Genomic DNA, 26,117 nt, shown 5'->3' on the forward strand with positions numbered 1-26,117 from the left:
CTTGGTCTTAGTCGCCAGACGCCTTGTCGCCGTTCTGCGACAAAGGCGCTTTGGGCGACCCCGTGTCACTGACGTTCGCGGGGGCGTCCCGGAACGCCAATGTGCCCGCAGTCTTCAAGCGCTCATGCTCCCGCGATCCCGCTATCACCGTGGCTGCTTCCAACAGCACGCCCAGCAGATAGGCGCGGTCGGCCTCACGAAGACCGGCCCTTACGATCAATCCGCCAAGTGCGATCTTCTCGCGGATGTCTTTCCTGCGCTCATTCGACATCGTCCGCCGCCTTCTTCGTTCGAGAGCCGCCGTTCGTTGATCGAGGCGTTCAAGCCGATGTACCGGAGGGCCCCTTGCCGTCTGTCCGGTATCGCGCGGCGATTTCCTCGAAGATGGCGTCGAGGTCTGCGTCCGGAATTTCCAGCTCCGCCAAACCCGCCTTCGCCGCGGCACGAGCAAAGCGCTCGTTCGCCTTGGCCAGCAAAGCACGGCGTTTTTCGCGTAGTTTCTCTATCTGGGCGTCAATCTCGGAAAGCGTTGTTTTAGCGCGCATCGTGGTCGTACCCCTTTGGTCAGCATTCATGCTAATTGCGATTATACAGTATGGAAACGCATAGTAAAAGATGCTACATTGGAGCACTCCAATCGGATTGATGCGGCATCGGCCCTTCGGTCCGATTGGTTTGAGGGCGCAATATACGTCGCTGGCGCGACGTGCTTGAGGGAGGTCTCGGGGTCGCATGGCGATCATGTTCGTACGAGCACAGGTGATTAGTCGGGGAGCGGGGCGCAGCGTCGTCTCGGCCGCGGCCTACCGTCATCGTACGAGGATGGAAGAAGAGCAGACCGGCCTCAGCTTCCGCTATGAGGGCGGCAAGTCTGAACTCGTGCATGAGGAACTGGCGCTGCCGGACGATACGCCTGCGTGGCTGCGTACCATGATCGATGGTGAAACAGTGGCCCGCGCCAGCGAGGTGCTCTGGAATGCCGTCGACACTTTCGAAAAGAGGGCGGATGCGCAGCTTGCGCGGGAGTTGATCTTCGCCCTGCCGGAGGAGCTATCGAAGGCGGAGAACATCGCTCTGGTACGAGAGTTCGTTCAGGAGAACCTTACCTCGAAGGGTATGGTCGCGGACTGGGTCTATCACGACAAGGACGGCAATCCTCATATCCATCTGATGACCACATTGAGGCCTTTGACCGAGGATGGCTTCGGCGCCAAGAAGGTGGCGGTGCTTGGCGATGACGGCGAGCCATTGCGGGTGGTTACGCCGGACCGGCCGAAAGGCAAGATCGTCTATCGGGTCTGGGCGGGCGACAAGGAAACCATGAAGGCGTGGAAGATCGCGTGGGCGGAAACAGCCAACAAGCACCTCGCGCTCGCGGGTCACGATATCCGCCTCGACGGGCGCTCCTATGCCGAACAAGGACTGGACGGAATCGCTCAGCAGCATCTGGGGCCGGCAAAAGCTGCGTTGGCGCGCAAGGGCCAGGAGATGTATTTCGCGCCGGCGGCTTTGGCGCGTCGACAGGAAATGGCCGATCGGCTCGCCGACGAACCCGGCCTGTTGCTCAAGCATCTCAGCAACGAACGCTCGACATTCGACGAACGGGAAATCGCCAAGGCGCTGCATCGCTATGTCGACGATCCCTCAGTCTTTGCCAATGTCCGCGCTCAACTGATGGCGTCGCCGGATCTGGTGACGCTGAAGCCCCAGCAGATCGATCCCGACACCGGAAAGGCAAGCGAGGCCGCCGTCTTCACCACGCGGGCCATGCTGCGCACGGAATACGACATGGCGCAATCGGCGTCGGTGCTATCCCGGCGATCCGGTTTCAATGTGGCCTCCGGAAAGGTCGATGATGCAATCCGCGTGGTGGAAAGTCGGGATCCGGGCAAGCTGTTCAGGTTTGATGCGGAGCAGGTCGACGCCGTGCGTCACGCGACGAGCGATGCCTCGATTGCCGCAATCGTCGGTTTGGCCGGTGCTGGTAAATCGACGCTTCTCGATGCGGCGCGAATTGCCTGGGAGGCAGATGGCCGACGCGTCATTGGAGCGGCTTTGGCGGGCAAGGCTGCCGAGGGCCTCGAAGACAGTTCCGGCATCCGATCGCGCACAATCGCCTCATGGGAGCTCGCCTGGGCGGATGGAAAAGACCGGCTGCAAAAGGGTGATGTGCTGGTTGTCGACGAAGCGGGGATGGTCTCGTCCGAGCAACTGGCGCGTGTTCTGAAAGCGGTAGAGGAAGCTGGGGCGAAAGTCGTGCTGGTCGGCGATCCGATGCAGCTTCAACCGATCCAGGCCGGGGCGGCGTTCCGGGCGATCGTCGAGCGCATCGGCTTTGCCGAACTGGTCGGAATCCGCCGGCAGAAAGAACAATGGGCCCGCGACGCCTCACGTCTCTTCGCACGCGGAAAAGTCGAGGAGGCGCTCGACGCTTATGCACAGCATGACCGGATCATCGAAGTCGAAACGCGCGATGCCGCAATCGAACAGATTGTCACAGATTGGGGACAGGCGCGGGAAGACTGTCGGGCCAAAGCAGAAGGTGAGAACCGCACGCTGAGCGGTTCCGAGCTCCTCGTTCTGGCGCAGACCAATGACGATGTCAGGAAGCTCAACGAGGCCATCCGGGGCGTCATGGCGGGGCATGGTGCGTTGAACGATGAGCGTAGCTTCCAGACGAAACGCGGCGTCCGGGAGTTTGCCGTTGGCGACCGTTTGATCTTCCTCGAGAATGCGCGCTTCTTCGAACGGCGCGCCGAGCATCTCGCCGTCCAGCATGTGAAGAACGGCATGCTGGGAACCGTCATCCGCACGACGAGCGAGCGCGGCGACACGCTGCTGACAGTCAGGCTCGATGCAGGCCGTGAGGTCACCTTCGGGCAGGACACTTATCGCAATGTCGATCATGGCTACGCCGCGACGGTTCACAAGTCACAGGGCGCGACCGTCGATCGAACCCTGGTCCTCGCGACGGGTCTCATGGACCAGCACCTCGCTTATGTCGCCATGTCCCGTCATCGGGATCGTGCGGACCTCTATATGGCGAGGCAAGATTTCGCGCCTCGTCAGCAATGGGGCGGAAGGTCAAGGGTCGATCACGCGGCCGGCGTTACGGGCGAACTGGTTGAGGTTGGCGAAGCGCATTATCGCGGCGATATCGATTCCGAACCCAGCCCCTTTGCCGATGTGCGAACCGACGACGATACGGTTCATCGTGTCTGGGGCGTCAGCCTGCCAAAGGCCATCGAGGATGGTGGTGTCGGGCTCGGCGATACGGTGACATTGCGCAAGGACGGCGTGGAGAAGGTTAAGGTCCACGTGCCCGTCATCGACCCCGAAACCGGCAAGAAGACATTCGAGGAACGCGAGGTCGAGCGGAACGTCTGGACTGCGAAACAGCTCGAGACCGCGGATGAGCGGCAGGCTCGTATCGAGCAGGAAAGCCATAGGCCCGGACTGTTCAAGGAGCTGGTCGAGCGTCTGTCACGTTCGGGCGCCAAGACGACGACGCTCGATTACGAAAGCGAGGCGGGTTACCAGGCGCAGATTGTCGACTTCGCCCGGCGCCGTGGCATGGACCATGCCGCCGACATTGCTGCCGGAGTGGAAGAAGGGGTCGGGCGGCGACTGTCGTGGATTGCCGCGCGGCGTGATCGTGTGGCCGAGCTCTGGCAGCGCGCCAGCGTCGCTCTCGGTTTCGCAATCGAGCGGGAGCGCAGCGTCTCCTATGATGACGACGCGGTCACTCGAGCCAACATATCCGCACAGGCCGCCGGCATGTCGGAGACCTCACGGTATCTGCTTCCCCGGCAGGAGCATTTTGCGCGTTCGCTGGAAGACGAGGCGCGCAGTGAGCATCTGGCGTCGGCCAGATGGAAGGAGCGGGAGGCGATTTTACTTCCGGTTCTCGAGCGTGTTTACCGCGACCCGGCGGCGGCGCTCGCGAGGCTGAACGAACGAGCCTCTGCATTCCAGGTTGATCCTCGACGCCTCGGCGAAGATCTCGTGCGTGACCCATCGGTGCTTGGCGTCATGCGTGGCAGTGGCAGCCTCGTCGATGGGCAGGCAGCCCGAAAGGAACGAGCCGTTGCAGTCGCTACAGTCGCCGAGCTCGGACCTCTGGCCCGCAGTCATGCCGAGAGCTTCAGCCGCAACCAGAGCCATTTTGAGAGCCGCGAATATGCGCGTCGGTCTGCCATGTCGTTGTCGGTGCCTGCGCTGTCGCCGCACGCTGTGGAACGGCTCAAGGAGATTGAGGCGGTTCGCGAAAAGGGCGGGGAGGGTGCATACAAGACTGCCTTTGCCTATGCCTCCGAGGAGCGGACCCCTGTCCAGGAAATGAAGGCCGTCGGAGAGGCGCTGACGGCCCGCTTCGGCTGGAGTGCCTTCACCGACAAGGCCGATCAGTATGCGCAGAAGCACATGGTTGATCGTATGCCGGAGGGTATGCCGCGGGAAGATCAAGACCAGCTGGCGGCGCTGTTCATGGCAGTGCGGCGTTTCAATGAGCTGCAGTACCTTGCCGAGAAGCGAGATCCGTCCCGTGTCGTCGCGCCTGCGGCCTATGACCCGGCCCGGGCACCGGATATGTCAGCGCCACCCGCACTGCCGATGCTTGCAGCCGTGACGGAATTCAAGTCCTCGGTCGATGACGAAGCAAGGCGGCGGGCGGCAGAGGGTGCCCTTTATAAGCAGCAGCGGGCAGCGCTCGGCGATGTGGCGCAGCGGATCTGGCGGGATCCGTCGGCGACGCTTGCAACCATCGAGGAACTGGTCACCAAAGGCATCGACCCCGACCGTATCGCCCGTGCCGTCGCCAACCAACCCTCCGCCTATGGCGCGCTGCGCGGCTCTGACCGGATCATGGACCGGCTTCTGGCGTCCGGAAAGGAACGCAAGGAGGCGGAGCAGGGGCTGGGGACAGCCGTTGCGCGCGTTCGCTCGATGGGGCAGGCCTGGAGCGGCGCTTTCGACGCGGAGAAGGCGGCGGTCGAGGCGGACAGGAACCGTATGAGCGTGCCGGTCCCCGGACTGTCGCGGCGCGCGGAAACCGAGCTTGTCCGGCTCTCGGCCGCGGTTGAGAAATCTCCTAAGGACATCACGCCGCTCGTTCGTTCACTCGACGCCGCGGTGAGAGCGGAATTCGCGGCAGTCAGCAAGGCGCTCGACGCCCGCTTCGGACCGAGCGCCATCGCACGCGGAGATCTGACCGTCATCAATCGGGTTCCACCTGCACAGCGCAAGGTCTTCGAAGCCATGCAGCCGAAGCTGAAGGTTCTGCAGCAGGCGGTCCGCGCTGATCGCGCACAGGACATTATTGCCGAACGCCAGATGCAGGCGCTCCGGCAAGCCAGGGGCATCAACAGGTAACGGCCGGGAAAGGGTCAGAAATGGGTGAACAGACGACTTCATTTGAGGCGGTCATACGGGCCGAGATCGCCATCGGGCTCTTGAACAAGGCGCGTGGCCTGATCTGCGAACGGGTGGCGACGGTTGCGCTCGAGGATCCGGACGGTGCGGAGAAACTGCGTGGAAAGCGGCGCGCGTTGCTGGCCATCCAGAACGGCATTCGCATTGGCGATGACGGCCAGATCGAAGCTCAGATCTACGAATGGGGACCGAGAGCCCGGGATACCGCGCTGTTCTGGCGGGAGTTCTGATCCATGGCTGACGATCCCGAACTTGGCCTTCTGCCCGAGACCCAGAACGAACGCATCTTCCGCACCGAAATCCTGCCCGATCATCTCCCGGCGGAAATCGGCAAGGCGGACCATCCGAAGTTGGTCGTGATCGGCGGCCAACCCGGCTCTGGAACGACCGCGCTGCTTACGCGCGCTCACACCGAACTGGAGCAATCAGATCCTGTCATCCGCATCGCGAGCGGCGATCTGGCTGCCTATCATCCGGATTTCATCGCACATCAAGCGACCGACCCGGGAACGGCGTCGCGTTTAGCCCAGGGCGATGCCGGGATCTGGACCGAGAAACTGCTCGCGGCCGCTACGAAGCGCGGCGTCCATGTGGTGCTCGAGACCACGATGCAGGCGCCGGAAGCCGTTGAAAGGATCCTGGCGGCAGGACGCGACGCAAATTATCGCATCGAAGCCCATGTCCTTGCTGTGGATCCCCGTATCAGTTGGCAGGGCGACCACTATTGGTACGAGGAACTGAACATTGCCGGTGCGGCGGCTCCGGCTCCGGCGCGATCCGCGCACGAAAACTCTGTTGCCGGTCTCGCGGAAAGCCTCGAACGCATCGAGAGTGGCAGGCTTGCCAACCGCGTTGTCGTTCAGACGGCGTTGGGCAACAAGATCTATGACAACGAGCTCAAGCAAGGTCAGTGGCGATCCCAACCCGCCGCGCGCCAGGTGCTTGAGGAGGCGCGCAGCCGCCCCCTCTCCAGCGAGGAGATCGACCGCTTCGCCATGGCCTGGGAAAAGGTCCTTTCGCGCATGCACGAACGCGGTGCGCCGATGGACCAGATCGATGCAGTCAGAAACCAGTCGCGCGACGATCTTGCATGGTTCGTGTCCGAGCGTCGACGGGCGGATGCCGATGACGGCCAGGACGCGCAACAGGTCGCACATCGGCTCGAACGCAGACTGGAGCCTGACATTGCTGTGCCTTCCGCCGACCTGTCAATACATGCGCCACGGGGGGTGGAGAGAGCAGGGGAGAGCCGCGGCCGGAATGTTCATCCCGGAGACATTCTCATTCCCGGAAGGGAATTGGCGGACCTCGGCGAGGCAGAGATTGTCCGCAGGCTGAGGGAATCGAGCCGCCTTGCAGAGAAGCGCGCAGAGATCGAGCGGCTCTCCCAGCTCGTCTATGGAACCTCTGCCGCGGTATCGGCAACGGTCGAGGGGATCGACGGCGCCATGGCGGGGTCGGCCGCGGGCCAGGATGTGCGTGCCGGCAAGCTCGGTTCGATGGCAGGCGAGGGTAGGAGATTCCTGCGCGGGGAAAGTCCGGACCGCCAGACGGCTCGGGCGCATCTACCGCAGCTTGCTGCCGCTCTTGAGGATTATGGCCGCACGGTCGATTTCGAGCGCCACCAGATCGAGACGCGTCATCGCGAGGAGCAGCATCGCCATCGGCAAGAGATCCGTTCTCCATCGGAGGGATTGTCCGAAGTTCTTCGTGCTCCAGCGCACGAGCAGGCGAGCAGGCTGAATGCCTCATTGCAAACCAGGAGGGAATTCGAACAGATCGTGGCTGCGATCACTCGCCGGCTGGGCCCGGATGACCGCCGTGCCCTGCGGGCGCAGGACCCAGATCAACTGGCCCGCTCGCTCGGCACGTCCCAGGACCGCGCGATCGCTCTGACCCGTTTGCATGCGCAAACGCAGGCGGTCGGGCGTCAGGTACAGGTGCAACGCCAGCAACTCGATCGCAATGCCGGCTTGACCATCAAGCGGTGAGCGAGCGGTTCGGCCGCAGGAGAGAACAAGCAGATCAGACACAGTCTGGTTAGGAAACGAGACATTTTTTAGGGCAAGGAGATTCAGCGATGGCCGATAGAATGGAGCCGATGCGACGGTTCAGATTTGACGACATGATTGTCAAGGAGGAGGCTTCCGACTTCCAGGACGCCCTTGCCGACGCTCACCGCCGCCGCATAAGGCCACTTTGCCTGTGCCGGGAACCCGGTGCACCGATGTATATCGCCCGGGTTGCAGACCAGTATCTCGTCAAACGCATGCCGCTCTCGGGTGGCGGTCACGATCCAGCTTGCTCCTCTTACGAACCACCGGATGATCTGTCCGGTCTCGGCGCACTCATAGGCAATGCAATCCAAGTCGACGCGGAGACCGGCGTGTGCGCCCTGAAGGTCGGATTCAGCCTGACCAAGATCGGGACGCGCGCCAGTCAGATTGCCGAATCCGGTGGTTCCGATACCGTGGTTGGAGAGACCAGGAAACTGTCGCTGCGCAGCATGCTGAACTATCTGTGGCACCAGGCGGAACTGACCGCATGGACGTCCCGGTGGGCGGGAAAGCGTCATTGGTGGAATATTCGCTGGCACCTCCTCGAGGCTGCTGGCCAGATGACGGTCAAGGGTGGACCATTGAGTGACGTTTTGTTCGTACCCGAAGCGTTTCGCGCGACCGACAAGCCAGCGATCGAACAGCGGCGGGCGGCGGCACTGGCCGGTGCGCTGCCCCCGCGCACCGGACCACGGAAACTCATGATCCTCGTCGGAGAGATCAAGAAGTTCGAACCCGCGCGGAACGGGCAAAAGATGCTGATCAAGCATCTGCCCGATTTCCCATTCATGTTGGATGAAAAGCTTCACAGCAGACTTCAGGCGCGCTTTGAGAGTGAGTTCGCCTTGTCAGATGCCGACGAGGCCTCCCACTTGCTCGCGATTGCGACGTTCGGGCTGACACCGGCCGGCCTTGCCGTCGTCGAAGAGATGGCGGTGATGGTCGCGACTGAAAACTGGGTGCCGTATGAATCCGCATATGAAAAGAAGCTGATCGATGCCCTTTCTGGCGTCAGGGAACGCAGCGTCAAGGGACTTCGATACGCTCTAGCTCCGGACGCGCCGATCGCGTCGGTGCTGCTGCAGAAACAGCCTCGGCCGGTTGCGCTCTACATCGTGCCTCCGACAGCGGATGACGAATATGAAGAGGAACTGAAATCGTTGATTGCCTCCCGCCCGGAGATAGATGCTTGGATATGGCGCATTGGTGAGGGTGGAATGCCGCGTCTGCCGTTGTAGCAGGTGATGAGGGTTAATCGGAGCAGGAGAGCTGCAGATATGGATAAGGATCAGATCAGAGAATGGATAGGCAAAAGCTCAGTATCAGCGGAGTGGTTGCAACAATCATTGCCGTACTCACATTTTATTTCGCCGTGATCTACAAGCACCGTGAACTCACTATCCGGTTCACCGAATTGCCGAGTTCAATGGTTCCGGATTCAAATCCGGATGAAAAGGAAAAATGGATCAAAATCCGTGTTCCATTCATAAATGATGGAGACCGAGCAGAAACAATTATCTCGGCGCGTTTGGTGCTTGTCAACGACGTCGGTTTCGACGTGAAGCACCTCGTGGGTTCGGGACGTCAAGAAGGACCAATCATTGTCCCGCCGAAGGAATCAAAAGTCGCAACCTTTCTGATGCCTGAGCGCTTGCTCATGAACGGTATTCAGGCAAATGATACAGCCTTTCCTATTCGCTCCATCGGAATTGAGGCCGAGTGGTTGACGCCAGCCGGCGAAATTGAATATCGCGCATTCTATCCATACACCGTGGAATATGGAGTGAAGAACGAAAGTGTCGTTGCTGGCATCACTATGAAAGCAGGAAATTCCATGCTTGCTCATCCGCGTTTGAAGGAAGTGCTTCTGTACGATGTAGATTGGTATGGTCGACATTTAATAGAGCGATCAAGGCAGCGGTTGTGACCGCGGCACTGCCCGGCGCGCTGACCCTGCGCTGCGGACCGCGGAAACTCATGATCCTCGTCGGGGGGATCAAGAAGTTCGAACCCGCCGGAAACGGCCAAAGAATGCTAATCAAGCATCTGCCCGATTTCCTGTTGATACTGGATGACAAGCTCTACAGCAGGCTTCAGACACGTTTTGAGAGTGAGTTCGCCTTGTCAGATGCCGACGGTGAATCCCACTTACTCGCGATTGCGACTTTCGGGTCGCCCATATGTAAAGGTGCAGAAGAATGATGACATAGATGCCGAGGGCATTGCCGAAGCGGCATCTCGTCCGACGATGCGGTTTGTCGAACTTAAGAGCCAGGAGCAATTGGATATCCAGACGTTGCATCGGGTTCGATCACGACTGGTTGCGGAGCGAACGACCTTGATCAATCAGCTGCGTGCCGTTCTTCTTGAGAGAGGTGTCATAGTCGCCGCAGGCCGCGTGAAGTTCGAGAGCGCTCTGGACCGTCTCCTTGCCGAAGCTGATGAGGTCCTGTCTGCGCGTATCCGCAGCCTAGTCATCGAATTGCGGGACGAATGGCAATTGCTTGACAAGAAGATCTGGGCGTTGAACGCAGAGTTCGTAGCACTCCCCAGGCAGAACAGCGCGATGCGCCGCCTGACATCGATTCCCGGCATCGGCGTGCTCAACCCCATGGCACTTGTTGCCGCAATTGGTGATGCCGGTAGTTTTAAGCATGCCCGAGATCTCGGAGCATGGCTGGGGCTTGTGCCACGACAGTTCACCACCGGCGGTAAGGCGCGTCTGCTTGGGATAACAAAGCGCGGCAACACCTATCTGCGAACCTTGCTGGTCCACGGCGCTCGAGCGGCGATGCACACGCTCAGTCAAAGTGACACGCCGATCGGGCAATGGCTCCAGACGACGCTGTCTCGAAGCATTCAGCGCAATGTCGTAATCGTGGCCCTGCCAAACAAGCTCGCGCGTATCGCCTGGGCGGTGTTGCGCAAGGGGCAACCCTATGAGCGGGCCTATGGTGCAGCGGTAATCTGAGTTATTGGCTGCGAGGAAGCGCAGCCTACGATGTTTGCGAGTGAAATAGAGATGGCCTGACAGTTGATCGGCGTTCAGATAGCCCAGGCGTGGAAATGGTTCTTTGAAACCGTGTTGGTTATCGTGGCTCTGGACGTGCGGATATCCATCTTGGCTACGGCCTGACCGTAAGACCGAATACGTTGAAGCAGACTGCACAGGAAATCAAAAAACAACTTGCAAACAGGGCGGGCCATACGTTCCACGCGGAACTGAGTCGGTGGGGTTCGGATAAAAAGTTGGACTGCTTCATAAGTTCAGGCCGAGGCTCCGACGAGTGGCGGCGGAATCAAGCCGATGATGATCGGCCTATATTCTTGATGATCGAATGCGACGATATTACACATCTCTTGGCAATACTCCACCTGCCGCTTCGATTGCGGCGGGGGTATCAACATCGATGAAGGCGCCATCTCCAATTTCGATATGGATGACGGGCACACTGGAGTTTGCAATGAGTTCCCTAGCACCCGTGTCACCGTTCAGACTTTTCAGTTCATGGTAAAGTGTGTCGGGAAAGATCACTGGATTGCCCGGTTTCCCGCCGGCGACCGCGCGAACGATGCAGGCTGCCTCGTGATCGCGGAACGCTGAGATAAGAGCGTCAAGATCTGCCCCAGTGAGCGCGGGCATGTCGGCGAGCATAATCATCATGCCGCTCGGATTACAGGCCTCGGCAGCGGTCACGCCGATGGCAATTGAGCTTGCCATGCCGGACGCATATGCCGGATTGTACGCGGGCGTGACAGGCAGATCTGAGATCGCACTTTCAATGTCGCGATGCCGATATCCAGTTACTACGAAGACCGAACGGCTCTCACAGTTGGTCGCAATTATCGTTGAACGGCGAATGAGCGATACCCCCTGAAACTCAGCTAGGAGCTTATGAGCACCGCCTGCACCGGTTCGGCTCGATCGGCCCGCGGCAAGAATAATGACGGAAACGAAAATTGTTGTTTCCATTGGTCCAATTGCTGTGCCGCCGTTTTCTGCCGCTGAGTCATCCATAGATAGCCAGCCGAGAAGCCGCAACATCGTCGAGAATCGACAGCGCGAGCGAGTGGGAGTCTCTTGCACGACCGAAAATCCCAGTGGGTGCATTGATGCGCTCTAGATCTTTTCCGTCGTGGCCGAGTGCTTTGAGCCGTTCAACGCGTCTTCGGTGCGTGCAGGTGCTTCCGAGCGCACCGATGTAAAAAGCTGGCGAACTGAGTGTGGCATGCAGAACCGATACCTCCTGATCGAGATCATGATGCAAAAAAAGGACCGCAGAATGGGGATCAATATGTTCCCCGATGTATCGCCCGGGTCGCGGGCGATCACGCCGAAATTGGAAGCCGGCAAAACGTGCAACTGCTAGGGTTTCCAATGGCTGACCCGAAATAATGATCCACGTACGCGGGCGATATACCATTGTATAGCTACCAGCTTGCCATATCGTCCGCTCCGGTCGCTCCATCACTTCAAGGTCTTCCCGCTCTCTCACATAGCGAAGGCCAGCCGTCTGGCGCTTCTCGAGGCTGTCTAGCACGTGCTTGATCGTATTACCTTGGCGCAGGACGTGAACAGCAATGGAAATTCCGCCGCCGCAAGGAGGCACGATATCAAAAAAGGGGGAGCCTGCACAGAATGCGACCGGCCTGCCGCGGCCGGCTGCGATGGCGAGAAGAGCCTCTGCGGCGACGGCCGCCTCGACGCAGCCACCGCTGACATAGGAGCAGTAGCGGCCATCAGCGGCAACCGCCATCTGCGCGTCAAGTGTACGCGCAGCTCCTCCCCTAATCTCAACAAGTGTCGCCAAGGCAACATCGACACCTTCGTCCATGCAGGCCACCAAGAAACAAAGAATATCCGCTGGGTCATCCGACGAATTGATCCTCTTCAGTTGGAGGATAACCTCAGGTGTTCTGACATCGATCATCGATTTCCATCATCCTTGGTGGCTGGTTTATTCTCGGCCTCTCAACTTGGTCTCTGTGCATTCTGTTACTTCACCCGAAAAAGGGCGTTGCCAATAGGTTCCAAACGACCTGTCGTGTACACCGAAGCGTGTCTTACGAAGTCAAGCTCTATAGCGGCGCGCTTCGGTTATGAGATAATTTCAGGGCCGGCCGTCTAACATCCAAGTAAATTAACTAGGGAATCGCCACGATATCCGATACAAGTTTAAGTTCGACATGACTAGACGGCTGAGGTTTCAGCCTGCTGCTAGGCTCAAGCGATCGTGGATATGTTGCTTTCGGACTAATTATTGTAGGAGAAGGTCATGGAGCCAGCACACTGCGACTGGGACGCACGGCATGGAGCTGGTTTTTGTGCGCCCTGGGCGGGGCGCATTATCCGTGGGACAGAAGTTGGTTATGAAGATGCGCTTCAACGTTCGAATTCAATCAGCCAATTCTGCTGCGACGCCGCAACTGACGCATAGCAGATTTACCTTGGCGTTATTCCACCCCAGTTGGACCTTTCGAAAACCCGCAGGCGGTATCCACTTAACCATATCTTTGTTGTCGTTGACTGCGACGCTGTCATCCTCACAAATCAATCCCATGAGATGACAGCTCGGGCACTTGATCTTCAATGTCATCTCTCCGTCCGATGTGTGTCTCTGCCTTTTTGATTAAAATTTCTCGTGGCGTATGGTCCGATTGCCACAGGCGTCGAATGCAGCCGTGCGATGCATGTTCGTGGGAAGAAATTTCCATCATCTTCGCGTGGTTGTCAATTAATTCGTCGAATGTTGAAATAATTATCGCATGGCCTGCTCAATAGTGACGCCAGATAGAGGGCGGAAGCTTATCACCAAAATGGGTTGAGATTACGAAAAACGCTGTAGACAAGATTTCGCTGGTAAGCAGAGCTGGCGCCATAGGCTAGCTCCTTCGCCCTGACGAAATATGGTGAGCATACAAACAGCGCCGCTTGGTAATAGGTACTAGCCGTTCGACGATAGGCAAGTATTACTCGAATTAGTAGAAAATGCGTTCGCTGCCGGGTATCGCCTTATGCGACGCTATTCAGTCGCAATGCCCCTTAATATTTCAGAGCAAATGCGTTGGGTAGCTCTGATGAGCCGACACATCACAAAGAGATTGGGACATATTATGTCGATGCCTGTCCGGCCAACTTAGAGCGCAGGTAGGCGAATGCGATGTCAGAAGCTATGCTTTACCGGACCGATATATGGAAAACCTTGGCAATAATCCTTCAGCTGCCTCCAATTTTGATCAGAGTATGGTAATCTATATAGTCGGTGCCGGTAGCGTCATTTTCAACGGCCACGAGCACGACAGCACTCGACGATGTCATGTCAAGAACATCGATCTTTGCCTTCATCTGCGCCGCGCTTCCCTGTTGATCCACATAGTCGTAGAAGCTGCGGATCGACCCGACTTCGATTGCGTCGTTGATTGCTCCGAACATCACGGCTTCGTCGAAAAGCGGGCAAGACAGGTCCAATATAGTACAGCTCCACATTCCATAGACATAGACTTGAACCATAGCGATGACAACTTCCAGATCGCTTAATTTGGCGGTTTCAACATCAGTTGACATGCACTTCTCCTCTGGGCGTGGCAGGCAAGTTTCCAGCAGGCGTTTGTAAATTTCATCTAGCAGCGAATTCGACGATACTTTGCATGCGGTGTGAAACATGACACACTTCTCGAAGGCGGCTTGCGTCGAAACGGATGCCTGCTTCGGCGGCATAGCTCGACGCTGACCAGTGTAAGTTCTAAGCTTCCGGAAGGTTTGAACGGCCTGGCTCGGGCTGATCACGCCGATGACACATAATTTCTGCGAGAGCTGTAATCTTAACACCGCCGGTTCCAGCGACCTGCAGATAGCGGGCCGGGGCCGCCGATCTTATAGGGGATGTCTGAGAGGCTGAACAGTCCAGCAAGCGTGTCGCGCATCCCCGACAGCGGTATGTAGTGGTCGGTGCGGTCCTCGTCGATCTCGCCCATCGGCATGGTTTCGAAGGGCCAACAGAACGACACGTCGAGCGTTTAGTTGAGGAAAGTGGAATTGACTGGGTTATCCTGCGGCCAAATTGGTTCATGCAGGACCTGGTGGACTAGCGCTTCTTCGGAGACATGCTTAGGAAAAACAGCATGATCGTGATGACGACCGGAGGTGCGCCGACTGCCTGGATCGACGCACGGGATATTGCTTCGGTCGCAATCTGGCTTCTGCTTAACAGAATTCATGTCGGGGAGGCGCTTACGTTGACCGGACCTGAGGGCTTGACTCTTGCGCAGGTGGCCGCCCGGATTAGTGAAATCGTCGGCCACCCGGTAAAATTTGTTGAGGAGTCGACCAAAGCGGCCGAAGATCGCATGTAAGCCAGGGGGTGACGAAGAATTCACAGCAGCTCGGTCGCTGGGGAGTTATTCGTTCAAGCACGCTTCGTCGGGGAGGGGGCGCCTGCGGGCGGCGCAGGGGTACTTTGATCGATACAATTGATGGCAAAGTGGCCACTGAGCACGCATATTTTGACTCCCAAGCGTTTGCGAATGCTCTCCAAGCATTCCGGCGCTAATCTTCCCCTACTAATTTCATGTTGCGTCCGGCTCGCTACTAATGGTGCCGGACGCTCCTCTGTTTCTGGGCGTTATCGAATACCAGGACGTCACGGGCATCGTTCCTAAGTCGGAGTGCTTGAGGAGCCAAAATTGGCGCTAGAGTTGCCCAATTGTTGGATCCGCCTGCAGATGTCTCGTTACGCGTGGGCATCTCGTTGTCGATTCTAAATCGGTCTGATCTCGAAGGCCCATCTCTTCGTCCGCGGCATCGAGCCGGTGTCGTCTGGATGAATTGCTTCGACCACGGCGACATGACCTCGATCTGGGGCGAACGGCCGCGACAAATGCCTGGAGACTTTGACGAAATACACCCAGACGAATCTGATCTGTTCTTAGGCCGCTCAACGCCACCTGCGATTGGCAGAGCTTGTCATCATGGCATCTTGATGAAGATCGAGCTCGCACTAAACCCGGCGATGTAGATACCGAAAATGCGGGCAATGGAGCTCACCGACAGGTTGTCTGAGATTGCTCGACCCTATATGCGACAAACTGAACGGATGACTGACAATCGTGGACTCGGTTGCACAGGATGGGTGGTCGCCCGGATGAGTACTTGATGCACCGGCTCGGCATGCTCGCGGTACGGGACAATCATGGTCGATCTTGAGCGTCATTCGCTCCCTGATTGACATCTTGCTTCCGCTGGCCGGCATCGACTGGACAAGGCAACGCAAAATCCGATAACAAGGTTCGTTGCGCAGTACCGCAGAATCCTGCCGGGAGCAATTCTTTGCGTTCAATTCTCTCAACGGAAAGATAGTATTTCACCGGTGAAGCCGTCCATTTCGCACACCACATTGGTTCAACAGGAGAATCTCGTTGGATACCGTCACCATCGATCAGGCCGACGCTACGAAGCTCATTGGCGCCAAAGCGCCGATGATCGACCCGTTCGGACGCGCCGTTACCTATCTCCGGGTTTCGGTGACGGATCGGTGCGATTTCCGCTGCACCTATTGCATGGCGGAAAACATGACCTTTCTGCCGAAGAAGGATCTTCTGACGCTGGAGGAATTGAACAGGCTCTGCTCCGTCTTCATAGCCAAGGGTGTGCGTAAGCTGCGCCTGACTGGCGGGGAACCGCTGGTGCGAAAGAATGTCATGCTCCTGGTGCGCGAGATCGGCAAGCACGTCCATTCGGGCGCGCTCGACGAACTGACGCTGACGACGAACGGTTCGCAACTATCAAAATTCGCCGCCGAACTTGCCGATTCGGGCGTGCGGCGTATCAATGTCTCGCTCGACACGCTCCATCCCGATAAATTCAAGCAGATTACTCGCTGGGGCGAATTGGCGAAGGTGATGGAGGGTATCGACGCGGCGCAGGCGGCCGGCATCCATGTCAAGATCAACGCCGTGGCGCTGAAGGGTTTCAACGACGCCGAGATCCCCGACATACTGCGCTGGGCGCACGGCCGCGGCATTGACCTCACCCTCATCGAGACCATGCCGATGGGCGAGATCGAGGAAGATCGCACCGACCGCTACCTGCCGCTCAGCGAAATGCGCGAACGGCTGGCAGCCGAATTCAGCCTGTCGGATATCCCCTACAAGACCGGCGGCCCGGCCCGTTATCTCGAAGTCGCCGAGACTGGCGGCAGGCTCGGTTTGATCACGCCGATGACGCATAATTTCTGCGAGAGCTGCAACCGCGTCCGCCTCACCTGCACCGGCACGCTTTATATGTGCCTTGGCCAAAACGATGCCGTCGATCTTCGCCTGCCTCTGCGCGCGTCGCATGACGACTCCCTGCTCTCGCAAGCCATCGAAGAGGCGATCTCCCGTAAGCCCAAGGGTCACGACTTCATCCTCGATCGTACCCGGAACAAGCCTGCAGTCGCTCGTCATATGAGCGTCACCGGCGGCTGATACTTCCGAAGTCAGGAATGCAGGCGTTGCAAAAATCGTCGCCTGGCCCGCGCTGGAATGCCAGAAGTCCAGGGGATTTGGTATTTGAGGTCAATCAAAGCAGGCGAAAACCGAGAGATTTAGTCTCACGCGCCTGGCTCATCTATTTTATCTACAGTGGTGCAGCGCGATTTCCAACTTTTCCGCTGCTTCCGTTGAAAGCAACATATCCGGGTCGTTTCTGCTCCCGATGAGCTTACTTGGAATAAGCGGTAGAAATTTGAGCGGGAGCAAGCGACACAAGGTCTGCCTGCCTCGCAGCTACGAAGCCGATTCTGGCAAACATGTTCATGCCGATGCTAGCGGGTGACGACACAGTTCCAATATCGCTGTTGCCCGTCGCCGGTATACGCTGCTGCCCGAGGGCTGCTTCTATGCACTGCAGCCGACAAGCCTCATCTTACGCTCTCTTCGCTGCATCGTTGCCTGCATTCAGGGCATCGGCCGCAAGAAGAAGTCAAGAGCTACCCGATCGGCCGTTCCACATCGACATTGCCGAGGTGCGCATCGAACAAGGCAAGCTCCACATGTTCGGTGCCGTCGATCGCACGCCAAAGTTTGCCTTCGTCGAACTGCACGAGCAGCCCACCACCGCCATCTTGCGCGAGTTCCTCCTACGCTTGATTGCAGCAGTCCCCTACAAGATCCACGTCTTTCTCACCGACAACGTAACAGATAGTCGCGGCTGTGCCGCAGCAGTTCATCGGCCTGTGTTTCGATCACGTTGCGCTTCCGGATCATGGACGGGCTGCTGGATCGCTGATCAAAGAAGCGAACGCCAATGGCGAGCGTTTCTGGGCCCATGCCTTCGAAGACACCTGCGCCGTCAATGATATCGAGCACCGCACCACCGGGGCAAAGCATCCATGGACCAACAGTCAGGTTGGGAGAATGAGCCGAACCATCAAGGATGCCATCGTCAGACACTTTTACTAATAAGCCACGATCAACTGCGCCAGCGTCTTGCCGACTTTGTCGCCGCTTACAATTTCGTCCGTAGGCTCGAAACCCTCAACGGGTTCACACCATACGTTCATCTGCAAGGCATGGGTTCACAGACCCAACGCTCTACCCTCAATCCGCTCCAGCTAATGCTGAACCCCAACATCCAAACCACTCGTTCCCTTAGCTCCTCGGCATAGAATTATTCAAAAAGATATTTAATTATGCTTTTACCGGTATCGTTAGGTCGCTTGAGTTGCCGCGGCAGAACCTTTCTCGTACGCTATTGCGAAAAAAACTGTAGCTTATGCCGTCATCTCGTGCTTTTCATCGTGATGCGCTAGGCTCAGCGTGTCGGTCATAAAATCTAATATTGAATAATTTATCTTGAAGATCATACGCCAAATCGCTAGCCTAATGGAGTTCGGCCTGGCTGGACGACAGCTGAGGTAACGGCTCGAGGATTTAACGCGGCCGGGACGAGGTGCCCAAGTCAGCTGGCGGGGGAGGCCATGGGGGGGGTATATGGCGCGTGATCCACGATACGATGTACTTTTTGAACCAGTTAAAATCGGTCCTAAGACTACCAAGAATCGATTCTACCAAGTTCCTCATTGTACGGCACTCGGTACTTTTTCTCCGCACGCTACAGCAAGGTTTCGTGAGATAAAGGCAGAGGGCGGCTGGGGGGTAGTGAATACTGAACTGTGTATGATCCATCCCTCCTCGGATTCTTCCCCAAGCGGCGGTGAGCGCCTTTGGTCGGATGATGACAAGCCCGGTCTCCGGCTTATGGTGGAAGCCGTACAAAAGCACGGCGCCCTTGCGGGATGCGAATTGACCCATCAGGGTGCTCTCGCTGGAAACCGCATGTCTCGAGAGCGCCCGATGTCTGCCTCACCCAGGCCTGCAATGGATGTACCGGCTGTCGTCCGGCAGATGGATAAGCAGGATATTGCCGACGTTAGAAAATGGCATCGCGCTGCTGCCCGGCGTGCACGGGACATCGGATTTGACATCGTGTACGTCTACGCAAGCCACATGATGGGATTGCCCGGCGACTTCATCTCGGAACGTGTCAATCGGAGAACGGATGAATACGGCGGAGTAATTGCCAATCGCGCTCGGCTGCTACGTGAGTTGATTGAGGATACCAAGGAAGAAGTCGGGTCCGATTGTGCGGTTGCCGTCCGCTTTGGTGTTGATGAAGGCCTCGGCGGTGCAGGCTATACCTGCAGTGGAGACGGTCGGCGGGTCGTCGAAATGTTGGCAGAATTGCCTGATCTTTGGGACGTTAACGTTCAGAACATCAATCTCGATGTTATGACCGCGCGATTTGCTGATGAGGGATGGCAAGAACCGTTTACAGCCTTCGTGAAACAAGTGACAACAAAGCCGGTGGTTGCCGTTGGACGATACACGTCCCCAGATCGCATGGTGGCGCTCATTAAGAAGGGGTTAGTCGACCTGATCGGAGCGGCACGTCCGTCAATTGCAGATCCCTTTCTGCCGAAAAAGATTGAAGACGGTCGAATAGAAGATATTCGTGAATGCATTGGCTGCAACACGTGCCTGTCCATGCAGTACATGGGCGGTGGTATTCGTTGTACGCAAAATCCAACAACGGGGGAAGAATGGCGGCGAGGTTGGCATCCCGAACGCGTTCCGGGAAAGGGGTCCGATGCGCGTGTACTCGTTGTCGGCGGCGGCCCAGCAGGGCTTGAGGCAGCTCTAACGCTTGGACGGCGGGGCTATTCTGTTGCGCTCTCTGAGAGCAACACTTTCCTCGGAGGCCGGTCGGTCCTCGAATCGACACTACCAGGTTTGTCAACCTACCGGCGCGTGGCAGATTATCGAATCGGTCAGATCAACAAATTGCCGAATATCGATGTCTATCTCGGAAGCGAAATAAAATGTTCCGATGTGCGCGATTTTGACTTTTCAACAATACTCATAGCAACTGGAGCAAGGTGGGACCGGGACGGAATCGGCAAGGCAAACCGTTTTCCGGTCAAGGGGTGGGACCAGCGGCACGTCATCACTCCCGATGACGTGCTCGCGGGCCAGCGGATTAAAGGTCCGGTTGTTATCAATGACGATGAAGGCTACTATCTGGGAGGGGTTATCGCTGAAAAGCTCGCCAAGCAAGGTCTCGACGTTACGCTCCTTACTCCCGATCCAGAACCTTCTCCGTTACTTAAATATACGTCCGAGCGGGAGGTCGTCCACCAAGCCTTGCTCAGCCTGGATGTGAAGCTCGTCACGGCAAAGCGCCTAGTTGAGGTCGGCAATGATGAGGTGGAAGCCCACTGTATCTACACCGGTAAGGAAATCCGGTTGCCTGCCGCGACGGTGGTGATGATCTGTCTACGCTCGCCGAACGACGGCTTACTTTGTGATCTGCGTAAATCATTTGCAGACAACCCGTCCCCCTCCACCGTCCATGCGGTCGGCGACTGCTATGCGCCAGGCACGATCGCAGATGCGGTTCATTCAGGTCACCGGTTCGGTCGAGAAATTGACCAAACGCCAATCGGAGACATCAATTATTTGATCGAAAGACCTTTGGTACGAGAAGCGGATAACTGGGATCAATTCGTGGGCACGCGCTAACCCTGGTGACGGTTACTCGCGTCGGAATGGATATATTCAAAACATGGGTTTCGCTGAACGTCGTCAGCGAGGCAAGGTTGCTCGAGAAGCTGTGGTGGCGTCAGATGGTGTGGTTCGTTAAAACACCATCGACTTCCGTGCGCGACGCTCCCGACGCGTTGTCTGCCTCCTAATGTTGCCTAGGAAGCGGATGCGCGGTGAGCATTGTCGCCCGTCGGCATGGCATCCAGCCAAAACAATTGTTCGTCGGGGGCAAGCTTGCGTCTCAAGACGCGCTACGAAGGCCGCCAAAGAGGAGGTCGTTCCAGCTTTGGAATGCCGGGCGCTACAGAACCAGGTGAGGAGTTACAACGCCTGTGTAGCCGCGATGTCTGCGAGTATGGAAAGACCAAGTGAGTTTGCCTCTCTTGCTGGTCCAAATATCCCGATGGGTGCCCTTATGCGCTCCAGGTCGGAATTTTTCATCCCATCATCTCGAAGTCGTTCCAAACGTTTCTGGTGCGTACGGGCACTACCTAACGCACCGATATAAAAGGCGGTAGATTTCAAAGCAGCACGGAGGATCGGACGCTCACGCTCAAGATCATGGTGAAGCAAAACAACAGCGGTGAAGTGGTCAAGCAAGCCGTCTAAGCCTCGGTCGTCATCAAAAAATGGAACGACATCATAAGAGCATGCTGCAGCAATCCGGGAAAGTGTCTCGGCTTCGATCCCATTTCCAGACAAGGCGATCCTGCGCGGAGGGACGTACTTAACTAGAAAACCTTCTCCGTCCCACCCAGATTTGACCGGCGGAGCCACAACCGTGAGCGTCTGTGAGCCTGGCGAGTATCTGAGTGCTGCCGGAACCCTTCTCGTAAGGCGCTCGAGGATGCGTTGTATCTCACTTATTCCGCTCAGGACGTGAATCGCAACTTTTATACCGCCACCGCACGGTAGTACGACGTCAAAGTATGGCGAACCTTCGCCAAGCAGTATCATACGGTCCCGGCCTTGTGAAATGGCAAGCATTGCTTCAAAAGCGACCGCCGCCTCTACACAACCGCCGGATATATAACCGCAATAGCGGCCGTCTGAGGCAACGGCCATCTGGGATCCTAGGGACCGTGCGGAACCACCGCGAATTTCGACGAGCGTTGCGAGAGCAACGTCTCCCTCTTCAAGCCAGGAAACCGCTAACGAGAGTATTACGGCTGGATCGTCGGTCATGACTGCTCTGGTCGGCGCCGCTAAGGGCATTTCATTCGAAGGTGTGAGCATAACTGTCCCTTACAAAACCAAACTATGCGGGTCCGCGGTTTGAGGTGTGTGCAAACAGAACAGAGCGCCGACGAACGGCAGTCGCCCTCTCTGGCTCCGTCTTCTTAGCGACCGGACGGTATACTTACGCCGCAAGGGCAAAATCGCGGCAATGATGTTTACCAGCCGTAAATAGCGCGGCCTAATCGATGTCAGTATGACTGCTAGTTTCGGATCGTTACATCCCTGTGAGACCAGAAAATCTCGTGGGCCTGGCACATCCATTGCGCAGTCTACCTAATCTGGCCGCACGAACATATTCTCGTTCGCTTGATGTCTCGCACGCTCGATGAGCGGATAATACACGGCCCAGCGCGCGCTTGAAACAAAATTATTCAAAAGGGGAATTATTATTGCAAACGGCAGTGTCAGCAGATCGACAAATCGGGCGCTGGGGGGCCAGATCACTCTCTCGAAATTGGTCAGTCATCTTGTGCCGAGAGAAGGCAGCCCGCATCAAGAGTCCTGCAGTCTCCCATTATGTCCCAGTCCTCGCTCGTAGATCGATCTATTTGAGGCCTCCAGCTCCGCACAATCAACTTAGCTAGCCGGCGCTCGTAATCCAGCGGAGAGGAAGGCGACGAAGTTCTCGAACATAGCCTCTTTGCTGTGCGACGAGACTTTTCCTTCTGTGAGGTCGCCGATGCGGCCAAGGTCGTTCAGCATGAACACGTAGGTGCCCACGAGAAATGCCGTGCGTACGCTCAACAGATTACGGGGTATGCCAGGCATCGCGGTTTGGAGGGCGTCGATGTATCGTCGCACAGAGGCGTCTTAAACCTCACGGCGTAGGCGAAGGGCGTGCTCCTCCTGCTCGGCATGCAATCGGGCTTGCAAGCGTACAAAGGACGCGCCGTTCTCGTTGCTGTATTTCATGTCCCACTGGGGCTGCAGATAGGCCTTGACGATTGTCTCGACCGCTGGTCGTTCAGTCTCTTCCAGCACTTTGTCAGACAGAACATGGCGGGTGCCCGACAAATTGCTCCCGCGCTGGCGGAAAACTTCATCGAAAAGCGATTCCTTGTCTCCAAAATAACGGATAAGCGCTTGATTTACTCCCGCATTCCCCGCTATTTCGCGCGTCTTCGCCCCAGAATAACCCCGCTCCGCAAATACAACCTCAGCGTGGTCGAGGATAGTCTCTTTGAGGTCGCCATCATGCGAGGGGCGGCCAGGCCGGCGGCGCTGGTGGGGTTATTTGCGCATGCACATTCCGTATTTTTAAGAGCTCGCTTTCATTTCACGGAACGCACTTGACTACAAGTCTGATGCGCTAAATTTAGGCGCGTGTGAAATTAATCTGCGATCGTTATTCCCGTCAAGGGCGAGCTTTTGCAGGTGATCTCATTCGTTTCGCCGTTCTCACCTGCGGTACGTTTTTTAAGTGCCTGCCCAATGTATTTACTAATGTGAATAATTTTGGCAGAATGTTTCCACAAAAAGATCTGCGACAAACGGGACCGCACTCCGGAGAGGTAAAAACAATGAAATTCGATTTCACAGTTAATGGCAGCGCGCGCTCGGTCGATGTCGATCCGGCTACGCCTCTGCTCTGGGTCATTCGTGATTACCTCAAGCTTAAAGGCACTAAATTCGGCTGCGGCGTCGGCGAATGCGGTGCATGCACCGTCCATCTCAACGGCGAGGCCGTGCGAAGCTGCATAACCACCGTCGACAGTGTTGCAGGGGGATCGGTGACTTCGATCGAGGGGTTGGACCCCAATCATTCTCATCCCGTTCAGCAGGCTTGGATCGAGCATGCCGTGCCGCAATGCGGCTATTGCCAGTCGGGGATGATCATGGCCGTATCCGATATTTTGGCCAAAAACCCCTCGCCGACAGACGAGGATATCGATAAGGAGCTCACCAATATCTGTCGGTGCGGCACTTATCCTCGCATCCGCGCGGCCATTCATGCCGCCGCAGCTATGATGAAAGGAGCAGCTCAATGAGCGTCTCTGTCAATCGTCGCGCATTTCTTCTCGGCACGGGAGCACTCGCAGGTGCTGTCATTTTCCCCATTACACGCTCGGGCGCGCAGCCAAGTTCCACTCCGAAGGCCGAAGGGGTAGAAATTCTATCCTGGATCGTCATCAACCCAGACAACACAGTGACCTACACGATTCCACAGACCGAAGTAGGGCAGGGTGTCACGACCACAATTCCGCAGATGCTTGCCGAAGAATTGGACTCAGACTGGGAAAAGACGACCGTGGCTTTTTACGATCCTGCCATCAGCAAGGCTCGCGGCACGCCGTATGTCTGGACCACGACGCTGGGAAGTTTGTCGGCGCACTATCTGTTTGCGCCCTCGCGGCTCGCGGCAGCGCAAGTCCGCGCCATGCTTGTTGAAGCGGCCGCAGAACGCCTTTCCGTGCCGGCGGAAGAGCTGACGACCGGTGGGAATCAAGTGCACCATGGCAAGAGCGGCCGCGCCCTAAGTTATGCCGACGTCGCTGCAGCAGCGGTGAAGCTCACTCCTCCGCCAGCTGAGAAGGTGGTATACAGGTCGGTTGACGAGCGACGCTTCATCGGCAAGCCGATCGCCCCTCGCAGTACCGTGCCTGCAACACGGGGAGAAATTGCGTACGGCATCGATGTCGACTTGCCAAGTATGCGGTATGCCGCCGTGCAGCAATCCCCGGTTTTTGGCGGTAAGCTTGTCCGCATCAAAGATGAAGCACTCAAGGGCTTGCCGGGCCATCCAGAGATCGTCAAAATCAAAGCCGGATTCGTTGGCTACAATTCTCCAGTGCCGGATGGAGAGGATCCCGATCTGTGGGCTGCTGCAGTAAACATTGATGACACTGTTGCCGTCGTCGCTGATAGTTGGTGGGAAGCTAAATCAGCGCTGGAATTACTCGAGATCGAGTGGGATAGCGGACCCCACGCTACGCTGACATCAGACAAGTTGAAATCATCGCTTTCTAAGCAGGCAAGCGGTGAGTTGCCCGTGTTGGTTGAGACGGGTGACGTCACCAAAAGGATCAAGGAAGCGACGCGATCACTGACAGCTGAATATGTTTTTCCGTTCATGGATCCCGCGCCGTTAGAACCGCTCAACTGCACAGTACTCATTGAAAAAACCAAAGCGACCGTGTGGGCCGGCAGCCAATATGCCGACGATGCGCATCGCATTACAACTGAATTGACGGGCGCCGCTCCGGAAAACGTAAAGTTCAACTTAATGCAGTGCGGGGGCGGTTTTGGTCGCCGCGTCCAGAACGACTTTGTGTATCAGGCGGTTCAGATTGGCAAAGCCATGTTGGGAACGCCGGTGAAAGTACTGTGGACCCGCGAGGAATGCATAAAGCGCAGCACTTACACGCCCCTCACGGTCGTTAAATTCGCAGGTGCGCTGGATAAGGACGGAAACATCGACACCTGGTCGTGCCGGATCGCCAGCGCACAAGCCGCGTTGCAATCCTATGGTGGAACGCATTTTCCTTTCTTCTTCCCGAATATGGAAATCGCCTACCAACGCGACCAGACCACACCCATTCCGTTCGGGTGGATGAGGGGTGTGGGGCTAACACAGCACTTGTGGATGAACTTCGGCTTTCTCAATGAATTGGCGGTCTTGGCCGATAAGGACTCCGTCGATCTATATAGGGCGCTGCTTGAGCCAGCCCTCATCCCAAAGAACCTTGAGCATTACGACATCGCAGTCGCACGCTCAAAGACGCTCCGTCGGGTCCTGGACGCTGCCGCCGAGCAAGCTGGTTGGGGTGAGCGCGCGAAAAATGGCTCGGGCCGGGGTATAGCGGTCAGCGACACCGCTTACTACCTCGGCTACGAGTCGTCGTCGAAGGCGGCGGTGGTGGATGTCACGATCAAGGACGCCTCTGTCCGTGTAGATAAGGTTGCGATAACGATCGACGCCGGCACCATCATTAATCCGGATATCGTACGGCAGCAGCTTGAAGGATGCATCTCCTACGCGTTGACGAACGCCTTCTATAGCGAGATCACCGTGGAGGATGGTCAGGTGCAGCAGAACAACTTTTATGACTACCCAATACTTCGCATTGGTCAGGTGCCGGAGATTGAAATAAACCTGTTACCAAGCGACGGCTCCCCTCAGAGCGTCGGTGAGGATGCTGTTCCCATCACGATAGCCGCACTTGTCAACGCAATCGCGGACGCCGGCGGACCGAGGATTAGGTCGCTTCCGATCAAGGAACTGACTTTAGTATAAACCCCTACCTCGGAAACTAAAAGAGCCGCCGCACGGCGGCTCTTCAATCATAAAGGAAGAACCTTTGAAGCCAT

Annotated in this window: 19 protein-coding genes and 4 pseudogenes; 14 read left to right on the forward strand and 9 right to left on the reverse strand. The window is 57.2% G+C overall.

Annotated features, from left to right (window positions below; genetic code table 11):
- Nucleotides 1-7: 7 nt before the first annotated feature.
- Nucleotides 8-271 (reverse strand): conjugal transfer protein TraD, encoded by a 264-nt coding sequence (locus ACTJJ7_RS11860; protein ID WP_353574492.1) that lies wholly within the window; start codon nt 269-271, stop codon nt 8-10.
- A gap of 49 nt (nt 272-320) precedes the next feature.
- On the reverse strand, nt 321-545 hold the full coding sequence (locus ACTJJ7_RS11865) for a TraC family protein (protein ID WP_353608084.1): 225 nt from the start codon (nt 543-545) through the stop codon (nt 321-323).
- A gap of 187 nt (nt 546-732) precedes the next feature.
- Between ACTJJ7_RS11865 and traA the strand changes: the two genes are divergently transcribed.
- The 7 genes and pseudogenes from traA to ACTJJ7_RS11900 all read left to right on the forward strand — a co-directional run.
- Nucleotides 733-5,370, forward strand: coding sequence for a Ti-type conjugative transfer relaxase TraA (gene traA, locus ACTJJ7_RS11870; protein ID WP_440967180.1), 4,638 nt, complete (start codon nt 733-735; stop codon nt 5,368-5,370).
- Between the two features lie 20 nt (nt 5,371-5,390).
- On the forward strand, nt 5,391-5,660 hold the full coding sequence (locus ACTJJ7_RS11875; protein ID WP_353574489.1) for a hypothetical protein: 270 nt from the start codon (nt 5,391-5,393) through the stop codon (nt 5,658-5,660).
- 3 nt (nt 5,661-5,663) lie between these two features.
- Entirely contained in the window at nt 5,664-7,421 is a 1,758-nt protein-coding gene (locus ACTJJ7_RS11880) for a BID domain-containing T4SS effector (protein ID WP_353574488.1), read from the forward strand.
- Nucleotides 7,422-7,531: 110 nt separating this feature from the next.
- On the forward strand, nt 7,532-8,725 hold the full coding sequence (locus ACTJJ7_RS11885) for a DUF1173 domain-containing protein (protein WP_434782062.1): 1,194 nt from the start codon (nt 7,532-7,534) through the stop codon (nt 8,723-8,725).
- A gap of 62 nt (nt 8,726-8,787) precedes the next feature.
- Nucleotides 8,788-9,414, forward strand: coding sequence for a hypothetical protein (locus ACTJJ7_RS11890; protein ID WP_353574486.1), 627 nt, complete (start codon nt 8,788-8,790; stop codon nt 9,412-9,414).
- Complete coding sequence (locus tag ACTJJ7_RS11895; RefSeq protein ID WP_434782058.1) at nt 9,411-9,689, forward strand: DUF1173 family protein; 279 nt, start codon at nt 9,411-9,413, stop codon at nt 9,687-9,689. The genes ACTJJ7_RS11890 and ACTJJ7_RS11895 overlap by 4 nt, the downstream gene beginning before the upstream one ends.
- Nucleotides 9,661-10,458: pseudogene (locus ACTJJ7_RS11900) on the forward strand (IS110 family transposase); the annotation flags it as partial. The gene ACTJJ7_RS11895 and the pseudogene ACTJJ7_RS11900, both read left to right, overlap by 29 nt.
- Before the next feature lie 378 nt (nt 10,459-10,836).
- Here ACTJJ7_RS11900 and ACTJJ7_RS11905 read toward each other — a convergent pair.
- The 4 genes and pseudogenes from ACTJJ7_RS11905 to ACTJJ7_RS11920 form a co-directional block, all read right to left on the reverse strand.
- Nucleotides 10,837-11,505 carry a nucleotidyltransferase family protein gene (locus ACTJJ7_RS11905; RefSeq protein ID WP_353608082.1) on the reverse strand — a complete coding sequence of 223 codons (669 nt, stop codon included), beginning with the start codon at nt 11,503-11,505 and terminating at the stop codon, nt 10,837-10,839.
- Entirely contained in the window at nt 11,498-12,418 is a 921-nt protein-coding gene (locus ACTJJ7_RS11910; protein ID WP_353574484.1) for an XdhC family protein, read from the reverse strand. The genes ACTJJ7_RS11905 and ACTJJ7_RS11910 overlap by 8 nt, the downstream gene beginning before the upstream one ends.
- 1,286 nt (nt 12,419-13,704) lie before the next feature.
- Complete coding sequence (locus ACTJJ7_RS11915; protein ID WP_353574482.1) at nt 13,705-14,052, reverse strand: nuclear transport factor 2 family protein; 348 nt, start codon at nt 14,050-14,052, stop codon at nt 13,705-13,707.
- A 262-nt stretch (nt 14,053-14,314) separates the two neighbouring features.
- Nucleotides 14,315-14,474 (reverse strand): annotated as a pseudogene (locus tag ACTJJ7_RS11920) (GTP 3',8-cyclase MoaA); the annotation flags it as partial.
- A gap of 135 nt (nt 14,475-14,609) precedes the next feature.
- Between ACTJJ7_RS11920 and ACTJJ7_RS11925 the strand changes: the two are divergent.
- The 5 genes and pseudogenes from ACTJJ7_RS11925 to ACTJJ7_RS11945 all read left to right on the forward strand — a co-directional run.
- Complete coding sequence (locus tag ACTJJ7_RS11925; protein WP_353574481.1) at nt 14,610-14,840, forward strand: hypothetical protein; 231 nt, start codon at nt 14,610-14,612, stop codon at nt 14,838-14,840.
- A gap of 1,062 nt (nt 14,841-15,902) precedes the next feature.
- The gene (gene moaA, locus ACTJJ7_RS11930) at nt 15,903-16,952 is read left to right on the forward strand and encodes a GTP 3',8-cyclase MoaA (RefSeq protein WP_353574480.1); all 1,050 of its coding nucleotides are present in this window, start codon (nt 15,903-15,905) and stop codon (nt 16,950-16,952) included.
- 364 nt (nt 16,953-17,316) lie between these two features.
- A pseudogene (locus tag ACTJJ7_RS11935) lies at nt 17,317-18,083 on the forward strand (integrase core domain-containing protein); the annotation flags it as partial.
- Between the two features lie 375 nt (nt 18,084-18,458).
- A complete protein-coding gene (locus ACTJJ7_RS11940; RefSeq protein WP_353574479.1) occupies nt 18,459-20,546 on the forward strand; it encodes an oxidoreductase in 2,088 nt (695 codons plus the stop codon).
- Between the two features lie 197 nt (nt 20,547-20,743).
- Nucleotides 20,744-20,887: pseudogene (locus ACTJJ7_RS11945) on the forward strand (IS3 family transposase); the annotation flags it as partial.
- 4 nt (nt 20,888-20,891) lie between these two features.
- Here the strand turns inward: ACTJJ7_RS11945 and ACTJJ7_RS11950 are convergent.
- The 3 genes from ACTJJ7_RS11950 to ACTJJ7_RS11960 form a co-directional block, all read right to left on the reverse strand.
- On the reverse strand, nt 20,892-21,755 hold the full coding sequence (locus ACTJJ7_RS11950) for an XdhC family protein (RefSeq protein WP_353574478.1): 864 nt from the start codon (nt 21,753-21,755) through the stop codon (nt 20,892-20,894).
- 630 nt (nt 21,756-22,385) lie between these two features.
- On the reverse strand, nt 22,386-22,610 hold the full coding sequence (locus tag ACTJJ7_RS11955; RefSeq protein WP_353574477.1) for a hypothetical protein: 225 nt from the start codon (nt 22,608-22,610) through the stop codon (nt 22,386-22,388).
- A 9-nt stretch (nt 22,611-22,619) separates the two neighbouring features.
- On the reverse strand, nt 22,620-22,982 hold the full coding sequence (locus ACTJJ7_RS11960) for a TetR/AcrR family transcriptional regulator (RefSeq protein ID WP_353574559.1): 363 nt from the start codon (nt 22,980-22,982) through the stop codon (nt 22,620-22,622).
- A 347-nt stretch (nt 22,983-23,329) separates the two neighbouring features.
- Between ACTJJ7_RS11960 and ACTJJ7_RS11965 the strand changes: the two genes are divergently transcribed.
- Both ACTJJ7_RS11965 and ndhA read left to right on the forward strand, forming a co-directional pair.
- A complete protein-coding gene (locus ACTJJ7_RS11965) occupies nt 23,330-23,797 on the forward strand; it encodes a (2Fe-2S)-binding protein (RefSeq protein ID WP_353574476.1) in 468 nt (155 codons plus the stop codon).
- Entirely contained in the window at nt 23,794-26,043 is a 2,250-nt protein-coding gene (ndhA, locus tag ACTJJ7_RS11970) for a nicotine dehydrogenase subunit alpha NdhA (RefSeq protein ID WP_353574475.1), read from the forward strand. The genes ACTJJ7_RS11965 and ndhA overlap by 4 nt, the downstream gene beginning before the upstream one ends.
- Nucleotides 26,044-26,117: the final 74 nt, after the last annotated feature.

The sequence above is a fragment of the Phyllobacterium sp. 22229 genome, assembly GCF_052056495.1.
Lineage (GTDB): Bacteria > Pseudomonadota > Alphaproteobacteria > Rhizobiales > Rhizobiaceae > Phyllobacterium > Phyllobacterium myrsinacearum.

Excerpts from the sequence above, each read along its gene's own strand:
- ACTJJ7_RS11885 (WP_434782062.1), top strand. The coding sequence starts at position 7,532 with ATGCGACGGTTCAGATTTGACGACATGATTGTCAAGGAGGAGGCTTCC.
- traA (WP_440967180.1), top strand. The coding sequence starts at position 733 with ATGGCGATCATGTTCGTACGAGCACAGGTGATTAGTCGGGGAGCGGGG.
- ACTJJ7_RS11940 (WP_353574479.1), top strand. The coding sequence starts at position 18,459 with ATGGCGCGTGATCCACGATACGATGTACTTTTTGAACCAGTTAAAATC.
- ACTJJ7_RS11950 (WP_353574478.1), bottom strand. The coding sequence starts at position 21,755 with ATGACCGACGATCCAGCCGTAATACTCTCGTTAGCGGTTTCCTGGCTT.
- ACTJJ7_RS11910 (WP_353574484.1), bottom strand. The coding sequence starts at position 12,418 with ATGATCGATGTCAGAACACCTGAGGTTATCCTCCAACTGAAGAGGATC.
- ACTJJ7_RS11915 (WP_353574482.1), bottom strand. The coding sequence starts at position 14,052 with ATGTCAACTGATGTTGAAACCGCCAAATTAAGCGATCTGGAAGTTGTC.
- ACTJJ7_RS11965 (WP_353574476.1), top strand. The coding sequence starts at position 23,330 with ATGAAATTCGATTTCACAGTTAATGGCAGCGCGCGCTCGGTCGATGTC.
- ACTJJ7_RS11860 (WP_353574492.1), bottom strand. The coding sequence starts at position 271 with ATGTCGAATGAGCGCAGGAAAGACATCCGCGAGAAGATCGCACTTGGC.
- ACTJJ7_RS11925 (WP_353574481.1), top strand. The coding sequence starts at position 14,610 with ATGATCGTGATGACGACCGGAGGTGCGCCGACTGCCTGGATCGACGCA.
- ACTJJ7_RS11880 (WP_353574488.1), top strand. The coding sequence starts at position 5,664 with ATGGCTGACGATCCCGAACTTGGCCTTCTGCCCGAGACCCAGAACGAA.
- ACTJJ7_RS11905 (WP_353608082.1), bottom strand. The coding sequence starts at position 11,505 with ATGGATGACTCAGCGGCAGAAAACGGCGGCACAGCAATTGGACCAATG.
- ACTJJ7_RS11890 (WP_353574486.1), top strand. The coding sequence starts at position 8,788 with ATGGATAGGCAAAAGCTCAGTATCAGCGGAGTGGTTGCAACAATCATT.
- ACTJJ7_RS11875 (WP_353574489.1), top strand. The coding sequence starts at position 5,391 with ATGGGTGAACAGACGACTTCATTTGAGGCGGTCATACGGGCCGAGATC.
- ndhA (WP_353574475.1), top strand. The coding sequence starts at position 23,794 with ATGAGCGTCTCTGTCAATCGTCGCGCATTTCTTCTCGGCACGGGAGCA.
- ACTJJ7_RS11865 (WP_353608084.1), bottom strand. The coding sequence starts at position 545 with ATGCGCGCTAAAACAACGCTTTCCGAGATTGACGCCCAGATAGAGAAA.